We start from the raw sequence: 24,203 nt of genomic DNA on the forward strand, positions 1-24,203 counted from the left end.
TTTCTTACACCAAAAACTCAGCGACATGCACGTCGGTGAAATCACCCACAACCCGAATGACACCAGGCCATCCTGCGCAGATATCCCGATCCGTTGTGGTCGTCGCAAGTGCGACAACACGCATCCCTGCACGCTGCGCCGCCAAACAACCCGAATATGAATCTTCAAAAACAACACAAATCTCCGCAGGAACGCCTAAATGCGTCGCCGCCGTGAGAAAAATATCGGGATGCGGCTTGCTGTGCTTGGGCATATCCCCGCTGACCACCGCACCAAGGCGGGAAAACGGATTCAAGCCACCCAACACGAAATCAACATTGGGCGGGTCGGCAGATGTCGCCACCGCAAGCGGGATTCCTTTTTCTGCGGCTTCGTCCATCAAAGAGATTGCTCCAGGTGTGGATGCCAAATATGGAGCATAGATTTCTCGATACAACGCTTCTTTTCTCAATGCGGCAGCTTCAGCTTCTTCAACAGTTAGCTTGTCGCCAAAGAGTTCACGGAAAATGAGCGGATTTGTCTTGCCATTCGTTCGTTCGAGAAATTCTTCTTCGGTAATGTCCAAGCCCAAAGGTCGCACAATCTGCATCCACGCTTGAAGGTGGTAAGACAGGTTGTTGACCAAGGTGCCATCCATATCAAAAATAAATGCAAGTGAAGGGGAAAACATCATAATGAATTTAACTTCTTTGTGAGAGTACATCGTTCTCATAATTTCGAATTTCATCCATGAAATCGAAACCAACGGGAACGTTATTCTGCATACAGTAATAGTCCCAAACAGCGCCGAAGGGCATACCCTTCAATTCTTCCATCATCGCCAAACGGGATGTGAAGTCGCTGCTCTGCTCGAAGGCTTTCATTTGCTCGAGGGGTTCGAGCATTGCCATCAACATGGCACGCAGCGCATTACGGGTGCCGATCACCCATGCCGCCACACGATTGATGCTGGCGTCAAAGAAGTCCAGCCCGATATGTGTGCGGTTCAAATAACCACCCCGTACGATCTCCTGCATGATGGCTTGAAGCTCATCGGTCAGGGTGACGACATGGTCGCTGTCCCAGCGCACACCACGACTGACATGCAACAAAATTTCAGGGACAAAGAGTAACGCCGACGAAATCTTGTCCGAGATCACTTCGGTCGGATGGAAATGACCCGCATCCAAAGTCAGCAGGGTCTGGTTTTGGACAGCATAGCCCATGTAGAACTCATGTGAACCGACGACATAGCTTTCCGAACCAATGCCAAAGAGCTTTGCTTCGACTGCGTCCAGATTGAAGTCGGCGTGACTGATTTTTGCCGCAAAAACTTTATCCAGGCTCTCTTTGAGCAGTTCGCGGTGCTTGCTACGGTCGACGGGTGTGTCCTTGTATCCATCAGGGATCCAGACATTCGTCACGCAAGGATTATCGAGCGCTTTACCGATATATCCGCCGATCTCACGAGAGTTGATGCAGTGCTGTACCCAAAAATCTCGCACGTTCGCATCGAGGCTCGCCAGTGTAAAACCACTGTCTGCCATCGGGTGCGAGAAGCAGGTCGGGTTATAGTCGATGCCGTGATTGTTTGCCTTTGCCCACTCGATCCAGCGATCAAAGTGCTGCGGCTGCCAATCGTTGCGATCCATCTTACGGTCGCTATCGCCATAGATAGCGTGCAGGTTCAGGCGGTGATTGCCAGGGATCATGCTGTAGGCTTTGTCGAGGTCAGCACGCAACTCGTCAGGGGTGCGTGCCTTGCCAGGGTAATTACCCGTCACAGCGATGCCGCCGCTCAGTCCACTGTCAGGGTTCTCGAATCCTCCGACATCATCGCCCTGCCAGCAATGTAGGGAAATGGCTTCTTTAGCGAGACTCTTCAAAATGGCATCGGTATCCACGCCAAGAGCAACATAACGTTCTTTGGCGACTTCATAGGCTTTCTGTACTTGTGCTGCGGTCGTGCTCATAGTTGCTCCTTAGAAAGAAGGTTCAGCGGAGATTGAGTAGCGAAAGCACAGCTTTTCCGTGCTGTAGCGTATCGCCTGTACCCGAATGGGTGAAATCGAAGCGGGCTATTGAAAACGCCGCTTGGTTTCGATACGGCTGACGCTTGCCCTGAGCTTAGTCGAAGGAATGGTGCCGTCGGCCTACTCAACCAGCGCTATATTAGAAGATATTCTGCTTCACACTAAACGTATCGCAAATCGTGCGGATTTCGTCAGCGCTCAAACCTTCGCCAACTTCGCCAATTTGCAGGTTCAGATATTCATATTTCGCTGCTGTCTCGGCATATTCAACCCGATCCGCTGCCCGCTTGACGGAAATATCCGAGCGGGACATTACACCATGTTTTGCCCAGATGACAATGCGGTGTTCTCTTAAACAAGGTACGTTTGCTTCCATCAACGCTTGTGAACCAGGTATCTCAAAAGGCAGAAAACCGACGCCCTCAGGCAAGTTAACAATGGTCTCAGGCTGCCAACGTAGAATCTGCCGATTGAGATACATCTCATCCTGATAGCGGGGAATATGGCTCAAATAAGTCAGGTGCAGGGGTTGGGCATGGACGACCGCATGGAAATTCGTATCGGTCGTGGTCATTTGGTCATAGTGCACTGCCAAATGCGAATTAAATTCACTGGTCACCTGCTCAAAGCGACGGTTGTAGGCGGTGAATAATTTCGCCGTCTCGCCACCTTCGTTAACGGTCAAACAAGCCAAATGCACGGGCGGATCGTCCCGTAATTCCCGCAGACGTCGTCCCGAGCCGCTGACGATGAAGGTCGCCCCAGCCAGTTCCGGCACGACTTGCGGCAGCACGAATTCGCTCTCCACAGGAAAACGGGTGCGTGGGTCAATCTGCCAGCGCAGGCAGACCGAAATATTCCCAGCCGCCCCTTCGCTGGCTTCGATCTCTGCCAGATGAAATCCAGCCTGACCGATCATGTCTAATAAATCATCCAATTGTGGATAAGGTGTGTTTACCATTTTTTCTCTCTTTCGCTATAAAAGCGTTAATAGTTTTTCGTACGCAGCATCCCAGCCTTCAGGCTCTGCGGGATAATATTTCTCTACATCGAACGAATTGCGCACCACTTCACGGGCATCCGCCAGACTTTCAAGATGCCCCATGCCGATGGCTTGCATGAGCACATTGCCGATTGCCGTCGCTTCGATGGGACCCGTCACGACCATGCGACCGGTCGCATTTGCCGCAAACTGGTTTAGCAGGCGATTTTGAGTCCCGCCGCCGATGATGTGGATGGGCGCAAACTCCCTGCCCGCCAGCTCTTCCAGCCGCCCCAGCGCCCAGCGATATTTGAGCGCCAGACTTTCGAGCGCCACCCGCAAAATTTCGCCGTGCGATTGCGGCACACGCTGTCCCGTTTTTTTGCAATAGGATTGGATTTTCTGCGGCATGTCGCCGGGATGGAAGAAGATGTCATCGTCGGGATTAATCACCGCAATGAACGGATCGGACTCAGCCGCCAGCTTGGTCATTGCATCATAAGAGTAGTCTTGTCCCGAGCTTTGCCACGTTCTACGGCACTCCTGCACGATCCACAACCCCATGATGTTCTTCGACAAACGCCAGGTACCGAAAACGCCGCCTTCGTTGGTAAAGTTGTATTCAAGCGCTTTTTCGCCAAGCACAGGCTCTGTCACTTCTGCCCCCATAATCGACCATGTCCCCGAACTGAGCCAGGCGAAGTCCTGATTTTCAGCAGGGACAGCGACGACCGCCGAGCCTGTATCGTGGCAGGCAGGCACGACAACTTGCACACCCTCTGCGCCCGTTTCTTCGGCAACGGATGGCTGCAATCCGCCAAGTACCGTCCCCGGTTCGGAGATGGGATTAAAAAGATGTTCCGGAATGCCCATCGCATCCAGCAAGGAGGACGACCATGCTTTGGTTTGGGGATTAAAGCATTGGGTGGTAGTGGCGTTGGTAAATTCGTTGGTCAGTTTTCCCGAAAGCCAGTAGTTGAGCAGGTCGGGAATAGTGAGGAAGGTTTTGGCGATTTCAAAAAGCGAGCAGTCGGCTTTGAGCATCGCCAAAAGTTGATAGAGGGTATTCAACTGCATGAACTGGATGCCCGTGTTGGCGAAAATCTCGCTGCGAGGCATTAGAACAAAGGCTTCTTCGAGCATCCCGTCCGTGCGGGCATCACGATAGTGGGTGGGATTAGCGAGCAGGTTGCCGTCTTTATCGAGCAGGACAAAGTCCACGCCCCAGGTGTCGACGCCGAGGCTGTCGAGTTGTACCCCATCTTTGACGGTTGCAGCAATCCCGGTCTTGATTTCTGCCCACAAACGGAGGATGTCCCAGTGGAGGGCATTGGGCAGCCGAACAGGTTGATTGGCAAAACGATGCGTCTCGTGTAGTACCAATTTTCCAGCCGAGAGCGTTCCGAGGATCGTCCGTCCGCTTTCTGCGCCGAGATCGATGGCGAGGTAGTTTGACATCCGCTCTACTCCAATCCGCAGACGACCAGTTTGATGCCTGCTTCGTTGATCTTATGCACCCATTCGGGCGAAATCTCCGAATCGGTATAGAGCGATGCGAGCTGTGTGGGGTGAGCGACGGGGGTCAGGTCTTCGTGACCGAGCTTGTTTGAATCCATTAGGGCGATAACTTGTTGTGCGGTTTGAATGGCTTTGCGTTTGAGTTGGGCTTCTTCGAGATGTACTTCGGTCAGCCCCCGCTCGATGGTAAAACCGCTGGCTGAGACGAAGGCTTTTTGCACATGCAGGTCTTGAATGGCTTGCTCGCTGAATAAACCTGTTAAAGAAGAGCCATCCTGACTGAGAATGCCGCCGATCAGGATGACGGTATTGGACGGGTTTTTCGCCAGCAGACGGGCAACGTCCAAGCCGTTGGTGACGACTCGCAGACGTTGGCGGGTTTCGAGCGCAAGCCCCAAGTAATAGATGGTGCTGCTGGCATCGAGCAGGATCGAGTCGCCATCCTGCACGAGCTTGGCAGCCTGACGAGCGACAGCTTCCTTGGCGATAACATTTTCCCGATGACGTTCGGTAAAGGAGGTGCTGTCGATGTGCATTCGCTCCGCTAATACCGCCCCGCCATGTACCCGTTCAAGGCGACCGTCCGCTTCGAGGGCGTTTAGGTCGTTGCGCACGGTGCCTTCGGAAACATCCAGCATAGCGGCAATTTCGGGGACACGCATTCCAGGCTGGCGGCGAAGCAATTCGATCAGGGTTTGACGGCGTTCGTGTGTGGTCATAGGTCTAATTCCTTTGTGTTTATTGTAGCCATTTGTTGAATTTTGTCAACATTTAATGAAAACAACAAATTTAAGTCATATTTCATAGCGCAATTTGTCATTTTGTTATTGACACTTGTTTGTTTTTTTGTATGATCTTTTTTATACACATTGTGTATATTTAGACGCTTCGTATATTTTTAGGAGTCCTATGGCAACGATCTACACCACACATCGAGAAAACCAACGAGAGGGGATTTTGGATGCTGCCGAGTCCCTTTTTGTTGAAAAGGGCATTGACCAGGTCACGATGAGCGAAATTGCTAAAAAATCCCGCCTAACCCGTGCAACGATCTATAAGTATTTTTCCAATAAGGAAGAAATTGCTGAAGAGATTTTCAAGACCATCACCAAAGGCTGGCGAGAACGCAACGAACGTGAAGTCTGGTCTTTTCAGGGAAGCGGTTATCAGCGGTTGGAAAAATTTATTACGTCATTTTTTGATTATTTATTTGAAAACCCGAGCGAAGCCAGTTTTGTTGCCGAACTCAACTACCTATATGCAAAACACTGGTCAACAGATATGTTTGTGGGCACGATGCTTGAAAATCTGGAAGAAGACAAGCAATTTGTTTTGGACAGTATTCAAGCAGGCATCAGCGATGGCTCGCTGCGCACAGATATGGAATCGGCACTGATGCTGGCGGCATTTTTCAATTTCATCTCAGGAACGATCAGTCGCTTTGGTGAAATGGGGGAAAAGGTGGAAGCAGAGTTTGGGAAAAGTTCTCAGGAAATTTTTACGAAAATTTACCGTATCTTTTTGGATGGGCTGAAAGCCCAGGCATAGAGCGGAGCGTTAAGCGCTCGCTACATTCCGCACCCGATTTAGGACGTTGAAAAACCGAGGCAGAAGCATGGCAAAAGTTTTATCCAAAAAAAAAGAATTGATTTTTGAAGCCAAAGGGATTTGCAAGAACTTTGGTCCAACCGTTGCGCTGGATCAGGTTGACCTTTTAGTGTATCGTGGCGAGATCACGGGCTTGATCGGCGAGAACGGCTCCGGGCAATTGACGCTTTCGTCGATTGCGACGGGGATGCAGCCAGCAAACCGAGGTGAGATGTTCTTTTTGGGGCAGGCACACAAGCCCGGGTCGATGATTGACGGTGCAAAGGCGGGGATCGGGATGATCGTTCAGGAAATGGGAACAGTTCCGGGCATCAGCGTTGCGGAGAATATCTTTATCGGGGAAGAAGAAAAGTTTATAAAATTCGGTTTGATCAGTAAACGTCAAATGAATCAGGCTGCGAAGGATGCCTTAGAAGCAATTGGCTCTGATATTGCACCTGACCTGCCGATTGACCGCTTGGGGATGCAGGAACGTAAATTGGTCGAGTTGGCGAAGGTGATGTATGCCCGACCTGAGATGCTGATCGTTGATGAGACAACAACGGCGCTCTCGCATAAGGGGCAGGAAATTTTGTATAACGTGATGCGGAAGATGAAAGCTGAAAATAAGGCGGTCTTGTTTATCACTCACGATTTGCCTGAATTGCTGATGTTACGCAGTGATGAACAATAGGCTGTCATTTTCCCTCATCCTAACCTTCTCCCAAGAGGAGAAGGGATTAAGTCCCCTCTCCCTTTGGGAGAGGGCGGAGGCGTTGCCCTGAGCCTGCCGAAGGGGTGAGGGCAGCCCCAAGGTTTGCCAAAAGCCTCTTTTTTCGTAACATCAGTAAAATAACGAAAGAAGATAGGAAGCTACATCATGAACAAGAATAAATCTGAAATCACCAAAGCAGCCGTCATCGGCGGCATCATGGGATTAGTGCCCAGCTTTTTAATCAACTATTTTCTTGCCCCAATGCCCGAAACCCTGCTCGCAAATGCGCTCGGCAACGGCGTGAGCGGTCTCATCATTGGTTTCATGGGCGGCTTTATGGGCTTGTTCATATATTTCAAGCAAACAAGTAAAGTGGATTGATCTTTATCTGGCTGGGGGATGCCTTACTAACGCACAAAAAAAGCAAAGGCAACAACAAGGAATGGCAAGTTAAAATACCGTTCTTTGTTGTTTTTTATTGACAATCGAAAAAATCTTTGTATAATATGAACCATCATTTACACGTGTAAGCTGACACGAGTAACCCTATCATCAAAGGTCCTACGCATGAATCGTCCCACACAAGTTGATGTTGCCAAACGAGCGGGCGTATCACGAGCGACTGTCTCGTATGTGCTCAATGGCGCCACGAACAAAGGCGTACCGATCTCCGCTGAGACCCAGCAGCGTGTTTGGGATGCAATCGAAGAATTAGGGTATGAACCCCACGCACAAGCACGTTCGCTGCGTTCCGGCGGGGCGACAAAAACAATCGGTATTTTGATTCCCGATGTGCGGAATCCACATTATTGGGAGATGATGGAAGGGTTTGAACTTGAAGCGCGTCAGTGGGGTTATCATGTGATGATGTATAGCAGTGAACTCAGCGGGGAACGCGGAATCACGATTTTGAGGGCGCTTGCTGGACGCCGAATTGATGGGATTATCATCATTGGTTCCTATGTTACTTATTCCAAAGAGGCACAAATCATCCTCAATCAACTGTTGAAACAACAATTGCCGATCGTGCTTGGCAATTTCGATTACGAGACCGACTGTTTGCACTCTGATTATCGCCACGCGACCACTGAGTTGCTGCATTATCTTTATGGTCTTGGGCATCGTCAAATCAGTTTATTGTATGGCGTTGCTCCGGATGAGGAAGCGCTTGACCGTTTGGAGCCATATAAAGCTTTCTTGAATGAGCATCAGTTGCCATTATTAGAGACATCTGTTATTGAGTGTGGACCTACAATTCGAGATGGCTATTTAGCGGCATGCCGGATTTTTTCAGTGGATTCTCCCCCCACTGCATTAGTGTGTGTAAATGATTGGTTGGCGATGGGGGCAATCAGGGCTGCGCATGAGTACAACCTTCGCGTGCCGGATGATATATCTATTTCAGGATATGACGGGATTAATTTAGGTGAATATATGACTCCCAGCTTGACGACTGTTTCATGGGACACGATTAAATGGAGTCGGGAGGCATTTCGGTTTTTGGTGCGGCGGCTGGAGGATCCTAATGAAGATTATCAGAAAGTGACGATCCCTCACGAAGTGTTAATTCGAGAATCAACCGGAGCCGCTCCGCAGCTTCCTGCATCAACATGGGAAGAAAGGAGGTGATAAGAAAAAATAATGCAAGTTGATTTCAAACGACCTGACACTTTGCTAAAAAGAACCATCGTTGGTTGAGTAGGCGACGCTTTTCGCCGTATCGAAACCAACAGTCAGGCAGAAAAATACTATTTTGTGGTTTCGATACACCCCGAAAAAGCACTCGGGGCTACTCAACCACCACCTAAAACAAAACTATCAGGTGGCTAAATTGATTTCAAGTTCCCAAAAAAAGAGATACCGACAGACCTGGCGGGACGCGGTATCTCTCAAAAAGGATGAGCAGAGCTTTTGGCATATCAGCCAAATTTCCCTGCCCGGAGCCTTTCCAATTCTACCAAAGATATAGGAGTGAGTAAAAAGATGAAAACGAAGAGCAAGTTACTTTTTGCGGTTATTTTGCTTGTGGCAATGGTGTTGAGTGCATGTCAACCCGCCGCCGAGCCTGTTGTGGAAGAAGCGCCACAACCCGCAGCCGAAGAGACTGCCGCTGAAGAAGAAACAGTGGTCGAAGAAGCGCCCGCCGCTGAAGAAGCTGAACCTGTGACCCTTGAGTTTTATCACTGGTTTGGCGCGGATATTGGCGAAACGCTTATCAAAGAAATTAATGATCGCTTCCATGCTGAATACCCCAATATCACCGTTGAATTTGAGACGGCAGATACGGATACCTATGAGCAAGTAATGACGACGCGCCTTTCGGCAAATGATGCCCCTGATGTATTTGGCGTTTTCCCCGGCACGAAGTTCCATCCCCAGGCAGAAGCGGGATATTTGATGGACCTGAGCAACGAACCCTGGGTTGGCAGCCTGTTTGATGGCGCCAAATTCGTTTCCACCTACAATGGCAAAGTGATGACCATGCCGGTAGACGCCAATGTGATCGGTGTGATCTACAATAAGCAGATTTTTGCCGATTTGGGCTTAGACGTTCCCGCAAACTGGGATGAATTCCTTGCGGTCTGTGAAACGGTCAAGGCTTCTGGTGTGGCGCCCCTAGCGCTTGGCTTGCAGGATGCCTGGGTAACACAATTGATCCCTTATGCGATGGCGCCTTCTGCGATTTATCGCGATAATATCGACTTTGATGCCCAAATGTATGCAGGCGAAGCCACCTTTGTCGGCTCTGCCTGGGAAGGCATGATGGCGGATTACCTTGACCTTGAAGCCAAAGGCTACGTGAATGCAGATGCGTTGGGCACCGGCTACGAGCTGGCAAACGATCTGATGGCGAATGGTGAAGCTGCCATGTTGGTTCAGGGCAACTGGGCAATTGCCGCCTTGCGTGAAAAAGCCCCCGATGCTGAATGGGGCATGTTCCCACTGCCTTATGATGCCGGCGGCGATGTCTGGGTATCTTCCGCGATCGGGATCACGATCACTCTTTCTGCCGACACCGAATATCCCGAAGAAGCGAAGGCTTATTTAGACTTCTGGGCGCGCCCTGAGATTATGGACCTCTATTTGACCCAAAGAGGCGCTTTTCCGGCATCTGAAGGCATGAACCCGACCATTGACGAAGCGGCAGGGGAAATGCTGCCTTACCTTGAAGTTGGTTCATACCCCTTCCTTGACCAGAACTGGCCCGCTGGCGTGCAAGATGTAATGCTGGCAGGGATACAGTCTGTCTTTGCCGGCGAGATGACTGTTGAGGAAATGCTCCAGGAAATGGATGCCGCTTGGGCAAGTGCAACCAATTAACTCTGGCGCTTTACACCTTACAGTAAACTCCTTCATTTGGGTGACGGGCACGGCAAGTGCCCGTCACCGAAGATGTAATTTCAAAACCTTGGCGAAGTGACTGTCACCTGCGAAAACGCCATAAGAATCATCGTGACTGTTTTTCTTTAACGGCTCGCTGTGTCTACAGGTTCTGAAAGATGACAGTCACTTCTACTTTTACAACGCTTATTTATTCTCACTAGTAGACGGAGCATTCCATGCAAGCAAAATCAGGGCGAAGCTTTTTTGTCGGTCGAGCGCGGTGGCGGGCTATCCTTGGAGACAGCCTCTTTGTCCTTCCTGCAGTAGTGATTTTCTCGGTTTTTTTTATTTATCCCGTCGCAAGCAGTTTTTACATCAGCCTGACCAAGTGGAACGGTCTCAATCCGCAGCTTGATTTTGTCGGCTTGCAAAACTTTGCCAAAATTTGGGAAGATAAACATTTCTGGCAAGCGCTTGGCAACACTTTTAAATACGCTTTTTTTGCGACCACCATTCAAAATATACTTGGAATGGTGCTGGCGCTCGCGGTTTCACATAAATCCTTCCGCGGTTTTCGCGTTCTCTTTCTTATTCCGCCTTTATTAAGCAGTATTGCACTTGGCAGTATCTGGAAATATATGTTTGCTCCCAACGGGGTAATTAACCAACTCTTGACCAATTTTGGACTGGAGACTTGGACACAAAGCTGGCTTGGCAACCCCGATATTGCCTTATACAGTCTCGTTGCCACCACGATATGGCGTTGGGTTGGCATGTCGATGATTATTTACCTTGCCGGGCTGCAAGCCATCCCCGAAGTCATTCAGGAAGCCGCCAGCATCGATGGCGCCAATGCCTGGCAGCGATTTTGGTATATCACCTTTCCCCTCATCGCGCCTGCCTTCACCATTAACGTCGTTCTCTCAATGATCGGCTCTCTAAAAGAGTTCGACCTAATCTACATCATGACGCAGGGAGGACCCGGACGCGCCACCGAATCAATCACCACCTTTATTTTCCGGCAAGCCTTCGACTTCACCAAATTTGGTTATGGCACAGCCGTTGCGGTAGTTATGTTTGCCATTATTCTGATCTTATCCTTAATCCAACTCACTTACCTCACTCGGCGGGAGGTGCAGCTATGAGCCTTAAGCGACAGCAACTTTGGGGTAAAACGGTCTCTTTATTGATCGTCTTAACGTGGACAATCATCACAATTATTCCTCTTGCAATGATGATTTCCGCCGCAATTAAATCCCCAGCAGAGTTGGCGGAAAATCCCTTCGGATTCCCACAAGATATTCAATGGGACACCTTCAGCAGAGCGTGGAACGAAGCCAATTTAACTCGCGGCATGAAAAACAGTATCATCCTGACCTCCGTCTCGATTTTCTTTTTAATCGTTTTTGGCGCTTCCGCCGCATATCCCCTTGCCCGCCGCACCAAGTGGACGCCGATTTTCTACTTTTTTCTATCAGGCATCATGGTGCCCTTCCAGCTTGCCATGCTGCCACTCTACCGTCTGATGAAAATGCTCGACCTGATTAATACCTACACAGGCATCATTTTCATTTACGTTGCAGTATCGCTTCCAATGGTAATTTTTCTCTATACAGGATTCATCAAAGGCATCAACCGTGAGTTAGAAGAAGCCGCAATGGTCGATGGCGCGGGAAAACTCCGTATATTTTGGCAAATCATTTTCCCCCTGCTCAAACCCGTCACATCCACCGTCATCATCATGAATATCATGTCCCTCTGGAATGATTTTTTCATGGTCTTACTCTTCCTGCCCAAAAAAGAAATGCGCACACTGCAACTTTCCATTTTTACCTTTGTAGGGCAATATAATAGCAAACTAAATCTCGTCATGGCAGCCGTGATTCTCTCCATCCTGCCCATGATAACGGTCTTTCTGCTGCTCCAAAAGCACTTTATCAAAGGTATGGCGGGCGGAGCCGTTAAAGGATAGATGGCTATTAGCAGCATTCCTTTTCTTATTTCATCACCCCATCTTTAGGAATAAAAATGTCAAAAATACCTTCGGTAAATCTCTCCGTCGAACACCGCAGCGAAGCCTTCGGCATCGGCATGGCTGCCCCACGTCTTTCATGGCGTGTCGGAACAGACCTGCAAAACTGGCGCCAAAACGCCTACGAGATCGAAAAATACGCCGCTGATGGCAAACTGCTCGAAAAAACGGGACGAATTAATTCAGAGCAATCCCTGCTTGTGGATTGGATGTTTGCCCCGCTCCAATCCCGTGAACGTGTCTCGGTGCGGGTGCGTGTCTGGGGACAGGACGGCAGCGAATCGCCCTGGAGTGAACTTGTTTCCGTTGAAGCGGCTTTATTTCAACCCGAAGATTGGCACGCCAAATTCATCACCCCAACCTGGGATGAAAACCCCGACCGATCAAACCCATCCCCCTACTTACGCCGAGAATTTGACCTGCGCTCTAACATCAAATCCGCCCGTCTCTACATCACCGCCCTCGGCGTTTACGAAGCCGAAATCAACGGGCAACTCGTCAGCGACCATGTTCTCGCCCCCGGCTGGACAGCCTACGACGAACACCTGCGTTATCAAACTTTCGATGTCACCGACCTGCTCATATCAGGCAAAAACGCCATCGGTGCAATTTTGGGCGATGGCTGGTATCGTGGACGGCTTGGGTTTGGCGGTGGCAAGCGCAATATCTACGGGGACAAACTTGCTTTGCTTGCACAGCTTGAAATCCAATATGCCGATGGCTCAAAAGAAACCATTATCACCGACGAAAACTGGCGTGCCTCCAAAGGCGCTATCTTGACGAGCAGCATCTACGACGGTGAAAGCTACGATGTTCGTCTCGAACCCGTTGACTGGACCAAGCCGGGCTTTGACGATTCTGCCTGGCTGCCAACGACCACGCTCAGGCAGAGTCTGAATTCGCTGTCTGCTCCGCTTGGGGTTCCCGTCCGCCGTATCGAGACCCTGGCACCTGTGTCCATCACCACATCTCCATCTGGAAAGACATTGGTCGACTTTGGGCAGAATCTCGTAGGCAGAATCCAACTCAAGGTTACGGGCGAAGCGGGGCAGGTCATCACCCTGCGCCACGCAGAAGTGCTCGAAAACGGTGAACTCGGCACCCGTCCGCTGCGCATGGCAAAAGCCACTGACCGCTATATCTGCAAAGGCGAAGACGTGGAAATCTGGGAGCCGAGATTTACCTTCCACGGCTTCCGTTATGTCGAAATCAGCGGCTGGAATGGCGAACTCACCTTCGAAAACCTAAGCGCCATCGTCATCCACTCGGATATGGAGCGCACGGGCTGGTTCGAATGCTCTGACCCGCTGCTCAACCAATTGCATCAAAATGTAGTTTGGGGCATGCGTGGCAACTTCCTCGACGTCCCGACCGATTGCCCGCAGCGTGACGAGCGCATGGGCTGGACAGGTGATATTCAGGTCTTTTCGCCGACTGCTTCATTTTTATATGATGCCAGTGGATTTTTGCAATCGTGGCTCAAAGATCTGGCAATTGAACAGCGTAAGCTGGGCGGCAGCGTCCCCGCTGTTGTGCCAAGTATCCTGCCTTTTGGCGCTGGCGCAGCCGCCTGGGGCGATGCGGCAACCGTCGTGCCCTGGGTCTTATACCAACGCTTTGGTGACGCCCACATTTTGGCAGATCAGTTCGAGAGCATGTGCAATTGGGTCGATTTCATTGCCACGCAGGCAGGAGAAAACCAGCTCTGGGATACGGGCTTCCAGTTTGGCGACTGGCTTGACCCGACCGCTCCGCCCGACAAACCCGCACAAGCCCGCACCGATAAAACAATTGTTGCCAACGCCTATTTTGCGCATTCTGCCGAGCTGGTCGCTCGCAGCGCTCAAATTCTGGGGCGCAAAGACACAGAAAAGAAGTACCGTATTTTGGCAGAAAAAGCCAAAAACGCCTTTGCCCGTGAATACGTCACCCCCACAGGACGCATGATGAGCGATGCCGAAACCGCTTATGCGCTCGCCCTGGTTTTCGACTTACTCCCCACTGTAGAACAACGCCAATATGCAGGCAAACGTCTAGCAGCGCTGGTGCTGGATAGCGGCTATCGTATCCGCACGGGTTTTGTCGGCACGCCGCTCATCTGCGATGCTCTTTGTCAAACGGGACAGTATCGCACCGCCTATCGCCTGCTCATGCAGAAAGAAAACCCATCCTGGCTTTACCCCGTCACGATGGGCGCCACCACCATCTGGGAGCGCTGGGACTCGATGCTGCCAGATGGCTCGATCAACCCGGGTGAGATGACCTCCTTCAACCATTACGCCCTCGGCGCAGTCGCCGACTGGATGCAGCGCACCATCGGCGGCATCGCTCCTGTGGAGGCTGGCTACCGCCGCATGGAAATTGCACCCCACCCCAGTGCCGGACTTACGCACGCCAACACCCAACATCGTACCCCCTACGGGTTGGCGAAAGTCTTCTGGACTATTGAAAACGACACCTTCACGCTGGGTATTGTTATCCCGCCCAACACCAGCGCAGAAATCACCCTGCCAAACGGCGAAAAGCATGAAGTCGGCTCAGGCCAATGGCATTGGTCGCAACCCTGGCAAGACCCTGATGCTGCCACGCCCTACACCGTTGACAACATCGTCGGCGAGATCATGTACGACCCCACAGCCACGGGCATCATCTTTGGTGTGCTGGATCGACTCGGCGCACCGGGCTTCATCAAAGGGATTTTGTCCAACGAGCGCAATATGCCCTTGCGGGAAGCGCTCAAAATGCTGCCCAATTATGACCAAGCCGTTGAAACCATGAACGCCGCCCTCGCCAATCTCTAAGATAGGTTTTTTATGTCTGCAAACATACTCGTCAACGATCTACGCTGTGAAAGTCTGCAAAATCCTATCGGCATCGACACGAAGCAACCACAACTCTCATGGAAACTCATCGCCAAACGTCACGGCGTGCTGCAAAGCGCCTATCAGGTTCAGGTCTCCAAAACAATCACCTGGGATGAATTTGTCTGGGATTCGGGCAAGGTGCTTTCCGACAATTCGATTGCGGTGAAATATGTGGGACAGGCGCTCGAATCCCGCCAGCGTTATTTTTGGCGGGTGCGCATCTGGGATGAGAACGATTCGCCCTCAGGCTGGAGCATGGTTGCCTTCTGGGAAATGGGATTGCTCAACCCCAACGATTGGGCTGCCCACTGGATCGAACCCGAACAGGATGCCGCTAAACCAGAGCCGCCCATCAACATGTTCCAAAACCTGGGAACGATCTCACCGCAACCTGACGCCGATTATGCCCGCCTTAACCCTGCCCAATATCTCCGCAAGGAATTTTCAGCGCAAAAAACGGTCGCCAAAGCCCGCATCTATGCCACAGCGCATGGCATTTATCAACTCTCCCTCAACGGCGCACGGATCGGCGATATTGAACTCGCTCCTGAAATCACCGCCTACGACAGCTACCTGCAATACCAAACCTACGATGTGACCAAAATGCTCGCCACTGGCAAAAACGTGCTCGGCGCCATCCTCGGCGACGGCTGGTATCGTGGTCGCATTGGTCTGCCTGGCGATAGCTGCCAGTACGGCGACAAGCTCGCTCTCCTGCTCAAACTCGAAATCGAATACGAAGACGGCAGCCGAGAAACGATCATCTCCGATGAGAGTTTCAAATCATCGACGGGCGCATTGGTCTACGCCGATCTCTTCATCGGCGAGCGTTATGACGCCACGCTCGAAAACACTGGTTGGGATCGACTTGGTTTTGAAGATTCTGCCTGGAAAAACGTCAACACCGCTAATTTTGGCTACAACAATCTCGTCGCTCAATATGGCGAACCGTTGCGAATCGTTCAAGAAATCAAACCCGTAGCGATCATCAAAACCCCCAACGGCGAAACTGTTGTTGATTTGGGACAAAACATTCATGGCAAAATTCGCATGTCAGTGCAAGGGACAACCAAAACAGAGATCGTGCTTGATCACGCAGAAATGCTGGATGCCGATGGCAACTTCATGCAGCAGATTCGGGGACGCAACAAAGACCAGCGGGATGTCTATGTCTGCAAAGGCGAAGACGTTGAAGTTTACGAACCCTTCTTCACCACGCACGGTTTTCGCTATGTGCGCATCACAGGCTATCCAGGCGAGCCAACGGTTGATGATTTTATTGGCTTGGTGATCGCATCCGATTTGCGGGAATCGGGCAGTTTCACCTGCTCGGATGAACGCATCAATCAATTACAGGAAAATATTCGCTGGAGTCAAACGGGAAACTTTGTCTCTATCCCTACCGATTGTCCACAACGGGAGCGGGCTGGTTTCACGGGCGATGCGCAGGTCTTCATCCCGACCGCCTGCTTCAATATGGACGTCCACGCCTTCTTCACTCGCTGGCTGCGCAATCTGCAAATCGAACAGCGGGAAGATGGGCAAGTCCCCGCCACCGTGCCGTATTGGCGGAGTTATATCGAGATGTTCACGCCCATTCAGGGCGGGGCGCATACGTCGGCGGGATGGGGCGATGCCTGCATCATCATCCCGTGGACGCTCTATCAAAGCTACGGTGACGAGCGTGTGCTGGCAGAAAATTACGCCACGATGCTGCGCTGGTTGGATTATGTGCGGCAGGAAGCCGAGAGCGGCATCCCCGAACGGCTCGGCGAGTTGAGCGCAGACGCTCGTGAGCGCCAAAAACATCTCTGGAATACGGGCTTTCACTTTGGCGATTGGCTCATCCCCAGCCTGACGGGCGGTTACAGCAATCCTTTCGACGCCGCCAACGCCACCAAGGAAGTCGTCGCCAGCGCCTTTTATGCCTACTCAACGGAACTGATGACACAGATTGCCGCCGTGCTTGGCAAAGAAGATGACGAACAGCGCTTTGCTGAATTGAACGAGAAAATCCGCTCCGCTTTTGCCAAAGAATATCTCGGCGACGATGGCAGTTTGCCCGCCCATTATCAGGGCATGTATGTGATGGCGCTCAAAATGAAGTTGATGCCCGCCGAAATGCGACTGCCCGTCACCGAACAGTTGGTCGGCTTGATCGCCGAAAACGGCTATCGGCTGGACACGGGTTTTGTCTCCGTGCCCTATCTCTTGGACGTGCTCAGCGAAAACGGCAGGCAGGATGTTGCCTACAAGCTGCTTTTCCAAACCCAATGCCCCTCCTGGCTTTACGAAGTCGTTCGGGGCGCCACCACCATCTGGGAAACCTGGGATGCCATCGCCCCGAACGGCGAAGTCACGCTGGCATCCTTCAATCACTATGCCTTTGGCGCAGTCGGCGACTGGCTCTATCGCCATGTCGCAGGGCTAGACAAGGCGCAGGCAGGCTACAAACATATCGTCATCCACCCGCATCCCGATGAACACTTGACGCACACCAAAGCGACCTATCAATCCGTCTATGGCGAGATCGTTTCTGGATGGGAACTGGAAGACGGGCTGCTGCGAGTGGATGCAAAAATCCCGCCGAACACGACCGCCACCTTGCGCTTGGTCGGCGCCAACGGACAGTTGGTTGCCAGTGAACTTCCAACAACCCAATCTGGCAACGACCTGCTCGTGGAAGTCGGCAGTGGAACGTATAGATTTGAATACCCCTACTCTGTCTAAATCAAAAACAACATAGGAAAAGACAAAATGAACAAATCTGAAATTATCAAGGCTGCCATCATCGGCGGCGTGATGGGGTTACTGCCCAGCTTTTTACTCAACTATTTTCTCATTCCCATGCCCGAAACCGTGTTGGCAAATGCACTCGGTAACGGGGTAAGCGGACTGATCAGCGGGTTTATGGGCGGCTTTATGGGCTTATTTGTCTATTTCAAACAAACGGATAAAAGAAAATAATCTTTTAGGAGACGAGCATGACTACATTCACCTTCCCGAAAAACTTCTTATGGGGCACCGCAACCGCTGCCCACCAGGTCGAAGGCAACAACATCAACACCGAAAGCTGGGTGCTGGAACATTTACCTGAAACCGTCTATGCCGAACCATCAGGTGATGCCTGCGATCACTACCATCGTTACCCCGAAGATATAGCCCTGCTGGCTTCGCTGGGGTTCAATGCCTATCGCTTCTCGCTGGATTGGGCACGCATCGAACCCGAAGAAGGCGAATTCTCCTATGCTGAACTCGAACATTACCGCCGCATGTTGGCGACCTGCCACGAGAACGGCATTCAACCTGTCGTCACCTTTCACCACTTTACCACCCCTCGCTGGCTGATGCCCTACGGTGGTTGGGTAGACGAAGGCACGCCAGATCGTTTTGCCCGCTACTGCGAAAAAGCCGTCAATCATCTCGGCGATTTGATCGGCGTGGCTTGCACGGTCAACGAACCGAATATCCCCGTTTTGCTATCAAAGATACTGCCCTTCAAAATGCAGGATACGCCCTTCTGGCAAAATGCCGCTCAAGCCTTTGGCGTGTCCCCAGAACGGCTCGGTCTTTTCCAGTTTGCAGGCACGCCCGAAGCACGGAATGTGATCCTGGCTGCTCACAAAAAGGCGCTGAACGTCATCAAAGCGGGTCCTGGCGATTTTCCCGTTGGGCTGACAATGGCATTGGTCGATGTGCAGGCAGCCGAGGGCGGCGAAGAAAAAGCCGCCGAATATCAATATGAGATGAACGACATCTTCCTTGAGCAGCTCGAAGGCGATGATTTCATCGGTGTACAGACTTACTCCCGTATGCTCGTGGGTCCGGATGGCATCATCCACCCCGGCGATGATATTGAAAAGAACCAGATGGGCGAAGAATACTATCCCGAAGCGCTGGGTGGCACTATCCGCCACGCCGCCAAAGTGACGGGGCTACCAGTTATCGTGACCGAAAATGGTTTCTCCAGTGAAGACGATACCCGTCGTTTGGAGTATTTCCAGCGGGCACTGCGTTCTGTCACTGAGACCCTGCAAGAAGGCATCGACGTGCGTGGTTATTTTGCCTGGTCTGCTTTTGATAATTTTGAGTGGGTCGCAGGCTACACACCCAAATTCGGCATCGTTGCTGTAGATAGAGCAACGCAAAAACGCACGCCCAAACCGAGCGCCTATTGGTTGGGGAAGATGGCAAAAGAGAATCGCTATCAATATTGAGATCGGTACAAGAAACAAACGGTTTAAGGAAAAGACACTCCCCGCTTCAAAATGAAACAGGGAGTGTCTTTTTGTCTCGTGGATTTATATGGAATTGCCCCCTTTCAAAGTTCGTGAAATAGAAACGGGGGAAACTAATAAGATACTCTCCATAGAAAAACCGCCGGTGGTTTCTGACTAGCGGTTTCCAAATTACGTCTGTAGGTGAGAAAACGCCTCTTTTTTGCCGCCTACGTTGCCGCCAACGCTAGCCGAGGACGAAATTTATACCCGTATACACGATTACTACCGCACCGGATTGATTTTGGCGACTTTGTAACTTGTTTGCCTACTGGAGCTTGAGATAATGGATATAAATCTTGATTAGATATTACGTCCGTTGTCTAATATCAACAGGCGGATACAACATTAGCATGGTTGGGACAACAACCGGTATACTTTTCTATCAATTGAGAGCATGGAGTTATTGTACCTGCTATCTCAATACCGTGGACAATAGCATCATATATTGTTTGGGCGTGACTATAAAAGCACATCACTGTATTACGGAATAAGGTGGGAATTTATACCCACATACACGATTGCTAACGCATTGAGATTGTCATGACTGTAGCGTAGTGTTTTTTTATCCTCTTGTTTCGCTTCACGATATAACTCACAATTTCGTTTACGCTGACTGAAATGGGAACTGTTATCGCCATCTCTGGCTCCTCAAGCGCGTCGAACTGACTCTGGAGCATCTCTGGCTTCATATAGTGACTGCTGCGTGCCTGCATCCGCGACAAGATCAAATTGAAACTTCCCTTTAGATAAACAATCTGCACGTTTTCGTTATTTTTCAGCAATATCTCACGATAACTTTCCTTGAGCGCCGAACACGCCAAAACGCCAGGCTTTCCCTTTTCAAGAGAAGTAGAAATCAAATCATGCAGAACCACCAGCCAGGGATAGCGGTCAGCGTCATTCAGCGGTATCCCTGATGCCATCTTGGCGACATTTTCGGGCGGATGAAAATCGTCGGCATCGTAGAAATTCCAGCCGAGGCGCTCTGCCAGTGCTGTACCAACGGTCGTCTTTCCACAGCCAGAAACGCCCATGACGATGAAGAATTTGGTGTCCATGCTATTGCCACTCTGTGTGGAAGGAGCCGTCTTTATCCACACGCCGATAGGTATGGGCGCCGAAATAATCTCGCTGCGCTTGTGTCAAATTAGCGGGCAGACGTGCGCTGCGATAGGCGTCAAAATACGCCAGCGCCGAACTGAACGCTAATGCAGGGATGCCATTTTCGGCAGCCATCGCCACGACTTTGCGTAAGGCAGACTGTTTCGCATTCATCAGCTGTGAAAATTCCGGGTCGATCATCAGGTTTGGTAGACCGGGGTTGCGTATGAAGGCATCTCGAATATCGTTCAAAAAACGGGCACGGATAATGCAGCCGCCCCGCCAGATTTTTGCAATTTCGCCGTATTTCAGTTTGTAGCCATACTCTTCGCTCGCCAGTTTCATTAGCCCAAAGCCTTGAGCATAAGAACAGATTTTTGCGGCATAAAGAGCATCTCGCACTAAGTTGATAATTTTTTCTGGTTCACCAGAAATTTTGGTTTCGGGTCCTGTCAAGATTTGAGATGCAGCCACACGCTCATCTTTATAGGCTGAGATAATACGACTTTCGACCGCCGCGTTGATCGTCGAGGTCGGAGCGCCCAGATCGAGGGCGTTTTGGCTCGTCCACTTGCCCGTCCCCTTTTGAGCGGCTTCGTCCAGAATCAGGTCAACCACAGCCGCACTGGTTTCGGGATCTTTTTTGGCAAAAATATCAGCGGTGATCTCGATCAGATAGGATGCGAGTTCGCCCCGATTCCACTCGGCGAAGATTTCATGCAGGCGAGCGTTCTCCAAGCCAAGCCCACGATGGAGGATGTCGTAGGATTCGGCGATGAGCTGCATATCGCCATATTCGATACCGTTATGCACCATTTTGACGTAATGCCCGGCCCCGCGTGGACCGACATGCGCCACACACGGCTCGCCCTCAACCTGGGCGCTGATCGCCTCGAAGATGGGTCTAACGAGCGCCCAGGCTTCAGCCTGCCCGCCTGGCATGATGGACGGTCCCCAGAGCGCCCCTTGTTCCCCGCCGCTAATACCAGCGCCAATGTAAATGATGCCTTTGGCTTCAAGCGCCTGCGAACGGCGTTCGGTATCCATAAAATGAGTGTTCCCGCCGTCGATCAGCAGGTCGCCAGAGAGTTTCCAACTCCGCCACATCCAGGGGGCTATCGTGATAAAAAGAGTAAGCACCAATATCAGGGATGCCTTTAGAGATTTTCTCCATTCTTTTCCAAATATAAGCATAATCCCGGCGATGATTGCAAAGGGCATCGCGAGCGTGTTATACCTGACCATGATTAAAACCCCAAGAATGCCGCCCAAAGGCAAAGCGTAGGCGAAATTCTTGCCAGACTCGCTATGCTCGCGCAACCAGAGAAATAGTAGCAATATCAGCGCAGCCATGCCTATTTTTGTTGGGAATTCGCTCAGGAGAAATCTAGAATGAGATAAATTCAGCCAGCCCCCAGAAGCAATCGCATTTAATTCCTGAATAATGACCAACCCTGCCAGGAAAATGCCTAAAAAACGACCGTGCATTATTTTTCCAATAAAAAATACAAGCACGGGGAAAATTGCAAATAAGGCAACTTGCAAACCCACCAAAAGCGCGTAATCTTGCCCCGCTAATAAATGCAGGAAGGCTAAAAACCCTATATAGGCGTTATGCCCCACAGAGACATCCCCATTTGCAATCCCTTGTCCGATCAGCGCAAATTGGGCATAGATATCAAAAGTGGCGGCATCAGAGTAGGGGAGATAGGCATTACCGGGAGGAAAAGGACCCGGTGCCCAAAAAGTATTTCTAGGCATAGGTGCTTGATTCCATAGAAAAGCTGCCAGCCCCCATATCCCTGCGCCCAACAGGATTATTAGCCATTTTGAGTGTTTTTCCTGGATGACAGAATATTTTCGCAAAATCCATGAAATCAGATGGGAGATTGCTGACGCGATGATGCCAACAAAAAGCATCTGGATGGCTAAAACCGGCACCCCGGTCTCATACCAATACGTCCGTGTATTGGGCTGGATACCAATTCCCGTGCGTGAGATTAGTCCCCAAATTCCCGCAAAAACCGCCAGGCAGCCTCCGCCAATCCACAGAGTTCTACGATGCGCGATTAATTCCCGCTTAAGAGCTTCCCAATCTAGGCATTGATTTCTACGCAAGAAAATGATCGTCTGAAAACTGATTTGAGCAATATAAATCGCAAAGGGGCGCAGACGTTCAGCAAAGACCACAAACCCTGCAAATTGGTTAGAAGGAATTAGCAAAAATAGCCCAAATATAAAAAAGACTATGCCTGAAATGCTTAATCCCCATAAAGTAGTTTTTATCTCGCCGAAGAGCAATCTCTCTATTTTTTGCGCCCATCGCAGATTACGCCAAGATTTTAGTGCGAAATAGGCTGTGCTAATAATCGCGACGATGAAAAAAAATATCAATCCAAGCCGCGATGAAGAGTACCCGAAAAGAATCTGGTTTTTGGGGTCAGATGGGATCGTCAATAGGTGATTTAACCCAACTAAAGCACCCAATGATGCTAAAGAAAAATACCCAAAAAGGTATTTTTGAAATGAGATTTTGTTATTTTGGGGTTCAGGCACTTATAAGTTATCCTATTGCTTGAAGTAAAGGGGTCTCAAAACTTGTTCAACGATGAATATAAATTTATCACAATCTGAGTTTGAAACTTATTTTACTGCAAATATATGTCGCACAATATTTATTAAGACGACGGGCACAGCCTAGATCCTCAAAAACAACATTTATTGAGAGAACACATTCCTCTAGTAAAACCTAAATTCCCTTAGTAAACTCCTAAAGACAACCAAATAGCACTGCCTTTATCTCACCTGCGGAGGGGCAGGGAACTTTTGCGTTCCTTGTCCCTTTTGTTTTAAGTCTAAGGAGAAATCTATGTCCTGTGGCGGCAACCGTCATCACTATTTCATCCACCAAGTCCAAGCACAAGGTGGGCAGAACCCGCTCATGGCAGCATTTGACAATAACGAAGGGAATATCTATTTCACCCACCATTTTTACAAAGACAATATCATGCTCGAAGCCGATATTTACGTCGCATATAAAAAGTAGAGCTGCATTAAATGAAGAAGCCGCCCAACTATGGGCGGCTTCTTTGTAGTTGCGTCCAATTTATTTCACACTCACCAAAACAGCCCTTACAGCCCGCCTGAAGAGATACTCTCCTGTGAAAGGGTTATAGAACTCGCAAGTGACGAGTGTAATCCAATCGTAATCTTCAGACTGAAAGGTTGTGTTGACATTTTTCTTTGTGACGAGTTTGGACTCGCGCACTTCGTAGGTGTAGATCTGGCTCCACGCCCGGATTTGAACTTGGTCGCCGTATTTCAGGCTTTTGAGTTCAGCGAAAGAACCGGGCTGGTTGTACGCATCCCAAGCATGGCCGGTAATGACGGTGTTCCCTGCCCAAGTGGGAAAAGCAGAGCCAGATAAATAGCCCGCACTGTTGCCGAGCCAAGTCACATCCCAGCCATCTTCTGATTGCGGCACGCCGATAATGGGTATATTCACACCGAGCTTGGGGATTTCGAGCAGCATCGCTGTTGCGGTGTAGGCTTTGGCGGCAGGCTGCTTGGGGAGCTGGGTAACTTCGCCATGACGGAATCCAGTTGAGGGCAAGGACGGTGCGGCAGGCTGCTTGGGGAGCTGGGTAACTTCGCCATGACGGAATCCAGTTGAGGGCAAGGACGGTGCGGCTGTCTGAACGGTGAAGTTGAGCGGGGAATCGCTGGTTCCACTATTTAATTTATTGCCTGAGAGGTCTTCTATCGATGTCGTTCCACAAACAAATAAA

Annotated in this window: 20 protein-coding genes; 12 read left to right on the forward strand and 8 right to left on the reverse strand. The window is 50.5% G+C overall.

Annotation, left to right across the window (positions count from 1 at the left end; genetic code table 11):
- Window positions 1-4 precede the first annotated feature (4 nt).
- The 5 genes from HN413_01185 to HN413_01205 all read right to left on the reverse strand — a co-directional run bounded on the left by HN413_01185 (window position 5) and on the right by HN413_01205 (window position 5,231).
- Entirely contained in the window at window positions 5-727 is a 723-nt protein-coding gene (locus tag HN413_01185; GenBank protein ID MBT3389003.1) for an HAD-IA family hydrolase, read from the reverse strand.
- Window positions 681-1,952: an L-rhamnose isomerase gene (locus HN413_01190; GenBank protein ID MBT3389004.1), complete on the reverse strand. Its 1,272-nt coding sequence runs from the start codon at window positions 1,950-1,952 to the stop codon at window positions 681-683. Before HN413_01190 ends, HN413_01185 begins: the two co-directional genes overlap by 47 nt.
- A 199-nt stretch (window positions 1,953-2,151) precedes the next feature.
- Window positions 2,152-2,973 carry a rhamnulose-1-phosphate aldolase gene (locus HN413_01195; GenBank protein ID MBT3389005.1) on the reverse strand — a complete coding sequence of 274 codons (822 nt, stop codon included), beginning with the start codon at window positions 2,971-2,973 and terminating at the stop codon, window positions 2,152-2,154.
- A 15-nt stretch (window positions 2,974-2,988) separates the two neighbouring features.
- The gene (locus tag HN413_01200; GenBank protein MBT3389006.1) at window positions 2,989-4,452 is read right to left on the reverse strand and encodes a rhamnulokinase; all 1,464 of its coding nucleotides are present in this window, start codon (window positions 4,450-4,452) and stop codon (window positions 2,989-2,991) included.
- A 5-nt stretch (window positions 4,453-4,457) separates the two neighbouring features.
- On the reverse strand, window positions 4,458-5,231 hold the full coding sequence (locus HN413_01205) for a DeoR/GlpR transcriptional regulator (GenBank protein ID MBT3389007.1): 774 nt from the start codon (window positions 5,229-5,231) through the stop codon (window positions 4,458-4,460).
- Window positions 5,232-5,358: 127 nt separating this feature from the next.
- Between HN413_01205 and HN413_01210 the strand changes: the two genes are divergently transcribed.
- From HN413_01210 to HN413_01260, 11 genes are all read left to right on the forward strand, one after another.
- Window positions 5,359-6,060 carry a TetR/AcrR family transcriptional regulator gene (locus tag HN413_01210; protein MBT3389008.1) on the forward strand — a complete coding sequence of 234 codons (702 nt, stop codon included), beginning with the start codon at window positions 5,359-5,361 and terminating at the stop codon, window positions 6,058-6,060.
- A 67-nt stretch (window positions 6,061-6,127) separates the two neighbouring features.
- Window positions 6,128-6,793 (forward strand): sugar ABC transporter ATP-binding protein, encoded by a 666-nt coding sequence (locus HN413_01215; protein MBT3389009.1) that lies wholly within the window; start codon window positions 6,128-6,130, stop codon window positions 6,791-6,793.
- A 186-nt stretch (window positions 6,794-6,979) separates the two neighbouring features.
- Entirely contained in the window at window positions 6,980-7,195 is a 216-nt protein-coding gene (locus tag HN413_01220; GenBank protein MBT3389010.1) for a hypothetical protein, read from the forward strand.
- A 186-nt stretch (window positions 7,196-7,381) separates the two neighbouring features.
- The gene (locus tag HN413_01225; GenBank protein ID MBT3389011.1) at window positions 7,382-8,443 is read left to right on the forward strand and encodes a LacI family DNA-binding transcriptional regulator; all 1,062 of its coding nucleotides are present in this window, start codon (window positions 7,382-7,384) and stop codon (window positions 8,441-8,443) included.
- A gap of 354 nt (window positions 8,444-8,797) precedes the next feature.
- Window positions 8,798-10,135 (forward strand): extracellular solute-binding protein, encoded by a 1,338-nt coding sequence (locus tag HN413_01230; protein ID MBT3389012.1) that lies wholly within the window; start codon window positions 8,798-8,800, stop codon window positions 10,133-10,135.
- Between the two features lie 239 nt (window positions 10,136-10,374).
- On the forward strand, window positions 10,375-11,283 hold the full coding sequence (locus HN413_01235) for a sugar ABC transporter permease (protein ID MBT3389013.1): 909 nt from the start codon (window positions 10,375-10,377) through the stop codon (window positions 11,281-11,283).
- Window positions 11,280-12,110, forward strand: coding sequence for a carbohydrate ABC transporter permease (locus tag HN413_01240; protein ID MBT3389014.1), 831 nt, complete (start codon window positions 11,280-11,282; stop codon window positions 12,108-12,110). Before HN413_01235 ends, HN413_01240 begins: the two co-directional genes overlap by 4 nt.
- A gap of 56 nt (window positions 12,111-12,166) precedes the next feature.
- On the forward strand, window positions 12,167-14,971 hold the full coding sequence (locus HN413_01245; GenBank protein ID MBT3389015.1) for a family 78 glycoside hydrolase catalytic domain: 2,805 nt from the start codon (window positions 12,167-12,169) through the stop codon (window positions 14,969-14,971).
- A 12-nt stretch (window positions 14,972-14,983) separates the two neighbouring features.
- The gene (locus HN413_01250) at window positions 14,984-17,764 is read left to right on the forward strand and encodes a family 78 glycoside hydrolase catalytic domain (GenBank protein ID MBT3389016.1); all 2,781 of its coding nucleotides are present in this window, start codon (window positions 14,984-14,986) and stop codon (window positions 17,762-17,764) included.
- 27 nt (window positions 17,765-17,791) lie between these two features.
- Window positions 17,792-18,001, forward strand: coding sequence for a hypothetical protein (locus tag HN413_01255; GenBank protein MBT3389017.1), 210 nt, complete (start codon window positions 17,792-17,794; stop codon window positions 17,999-18,001).
- Between the two features lie 17 nt (window positions 18,002-18,018).
- A complete protein-coding gene (locus tag HN413_01260; protein MBT3389018.1) occupies window positions 18,019-19,251 on the forward strand; it encodes a family 1 glycosylhydrolase in 1,233 nt (410 codons plus the stop codon).
- 584 nt (window positions 19,252-19,835) lie between these two features.
- On the opposite strand, the gene HN413_01265 is transcribed toward HN413_01260, so the two are convergent.
- Both HN413_01265 and gndA read right to left on the reverse strand, forming a co-directional pair.
- Complete coding sequence (locus HN413_01265; protein ID MBT3389019.1) at window positions 19,836-20,348, reverse strand: gluconokinase; 513 nt, start codon at window positions 20,346-20,348, stop codon at window positions 19,836-19,838.
- A gap of 25 nt (window positions 20,349-20,373) precedes the next feature.
- On the reverse strand, window positions 20,374-21,768 hold the full coding sequence (gene gndA, locus HN413_01270; GenBank protein MBT3389020.1) for an NADP-dependent phosphogluconate dehydrogenase: 1,395 nt from the start codon (window positions 21,766-21,768) through the stop codon (window positions 20,374-20,376).
- Window positions 21,769-23,284: 1,516 nt separating this feature from the next.
- Between gndA and HN413_01275 the strand changes: the two genes are divergently transcribed.
- On the forward strand, window positions 23,285-23,461 hold the full coding sequence (locus tag HN413_01275) for a hypothetical protein (protein ID MBT3389021.1): 177 nt from the start codon (window positions 23,285-23,287) through the stop codon (window positions 23,459-23,461).
- A 60-nt stretch (window positions 23,462-23,521) separates the two neighbouring features.
- Here HN413_01275 and HN413_01280 read toward each other — a convergent pair.
- Window positions 23,522-24,203, reverse strand: a 682-nt coding sequence (locus HN413_01280; protein ID MBT3389022.1) for a sortase, incomplete at its 5' end; no start/stop codon positions are given.

Source organism: Chloroflexota bacterium, from assembly GCA_018648225.1.
In the GTDB taxonomy this organism is placed as follows: domain Bacteria; phylum Chloroflexota; class Anaerolineae; order Anaerolineales; family UBA11858; genus NIOZ-UU35.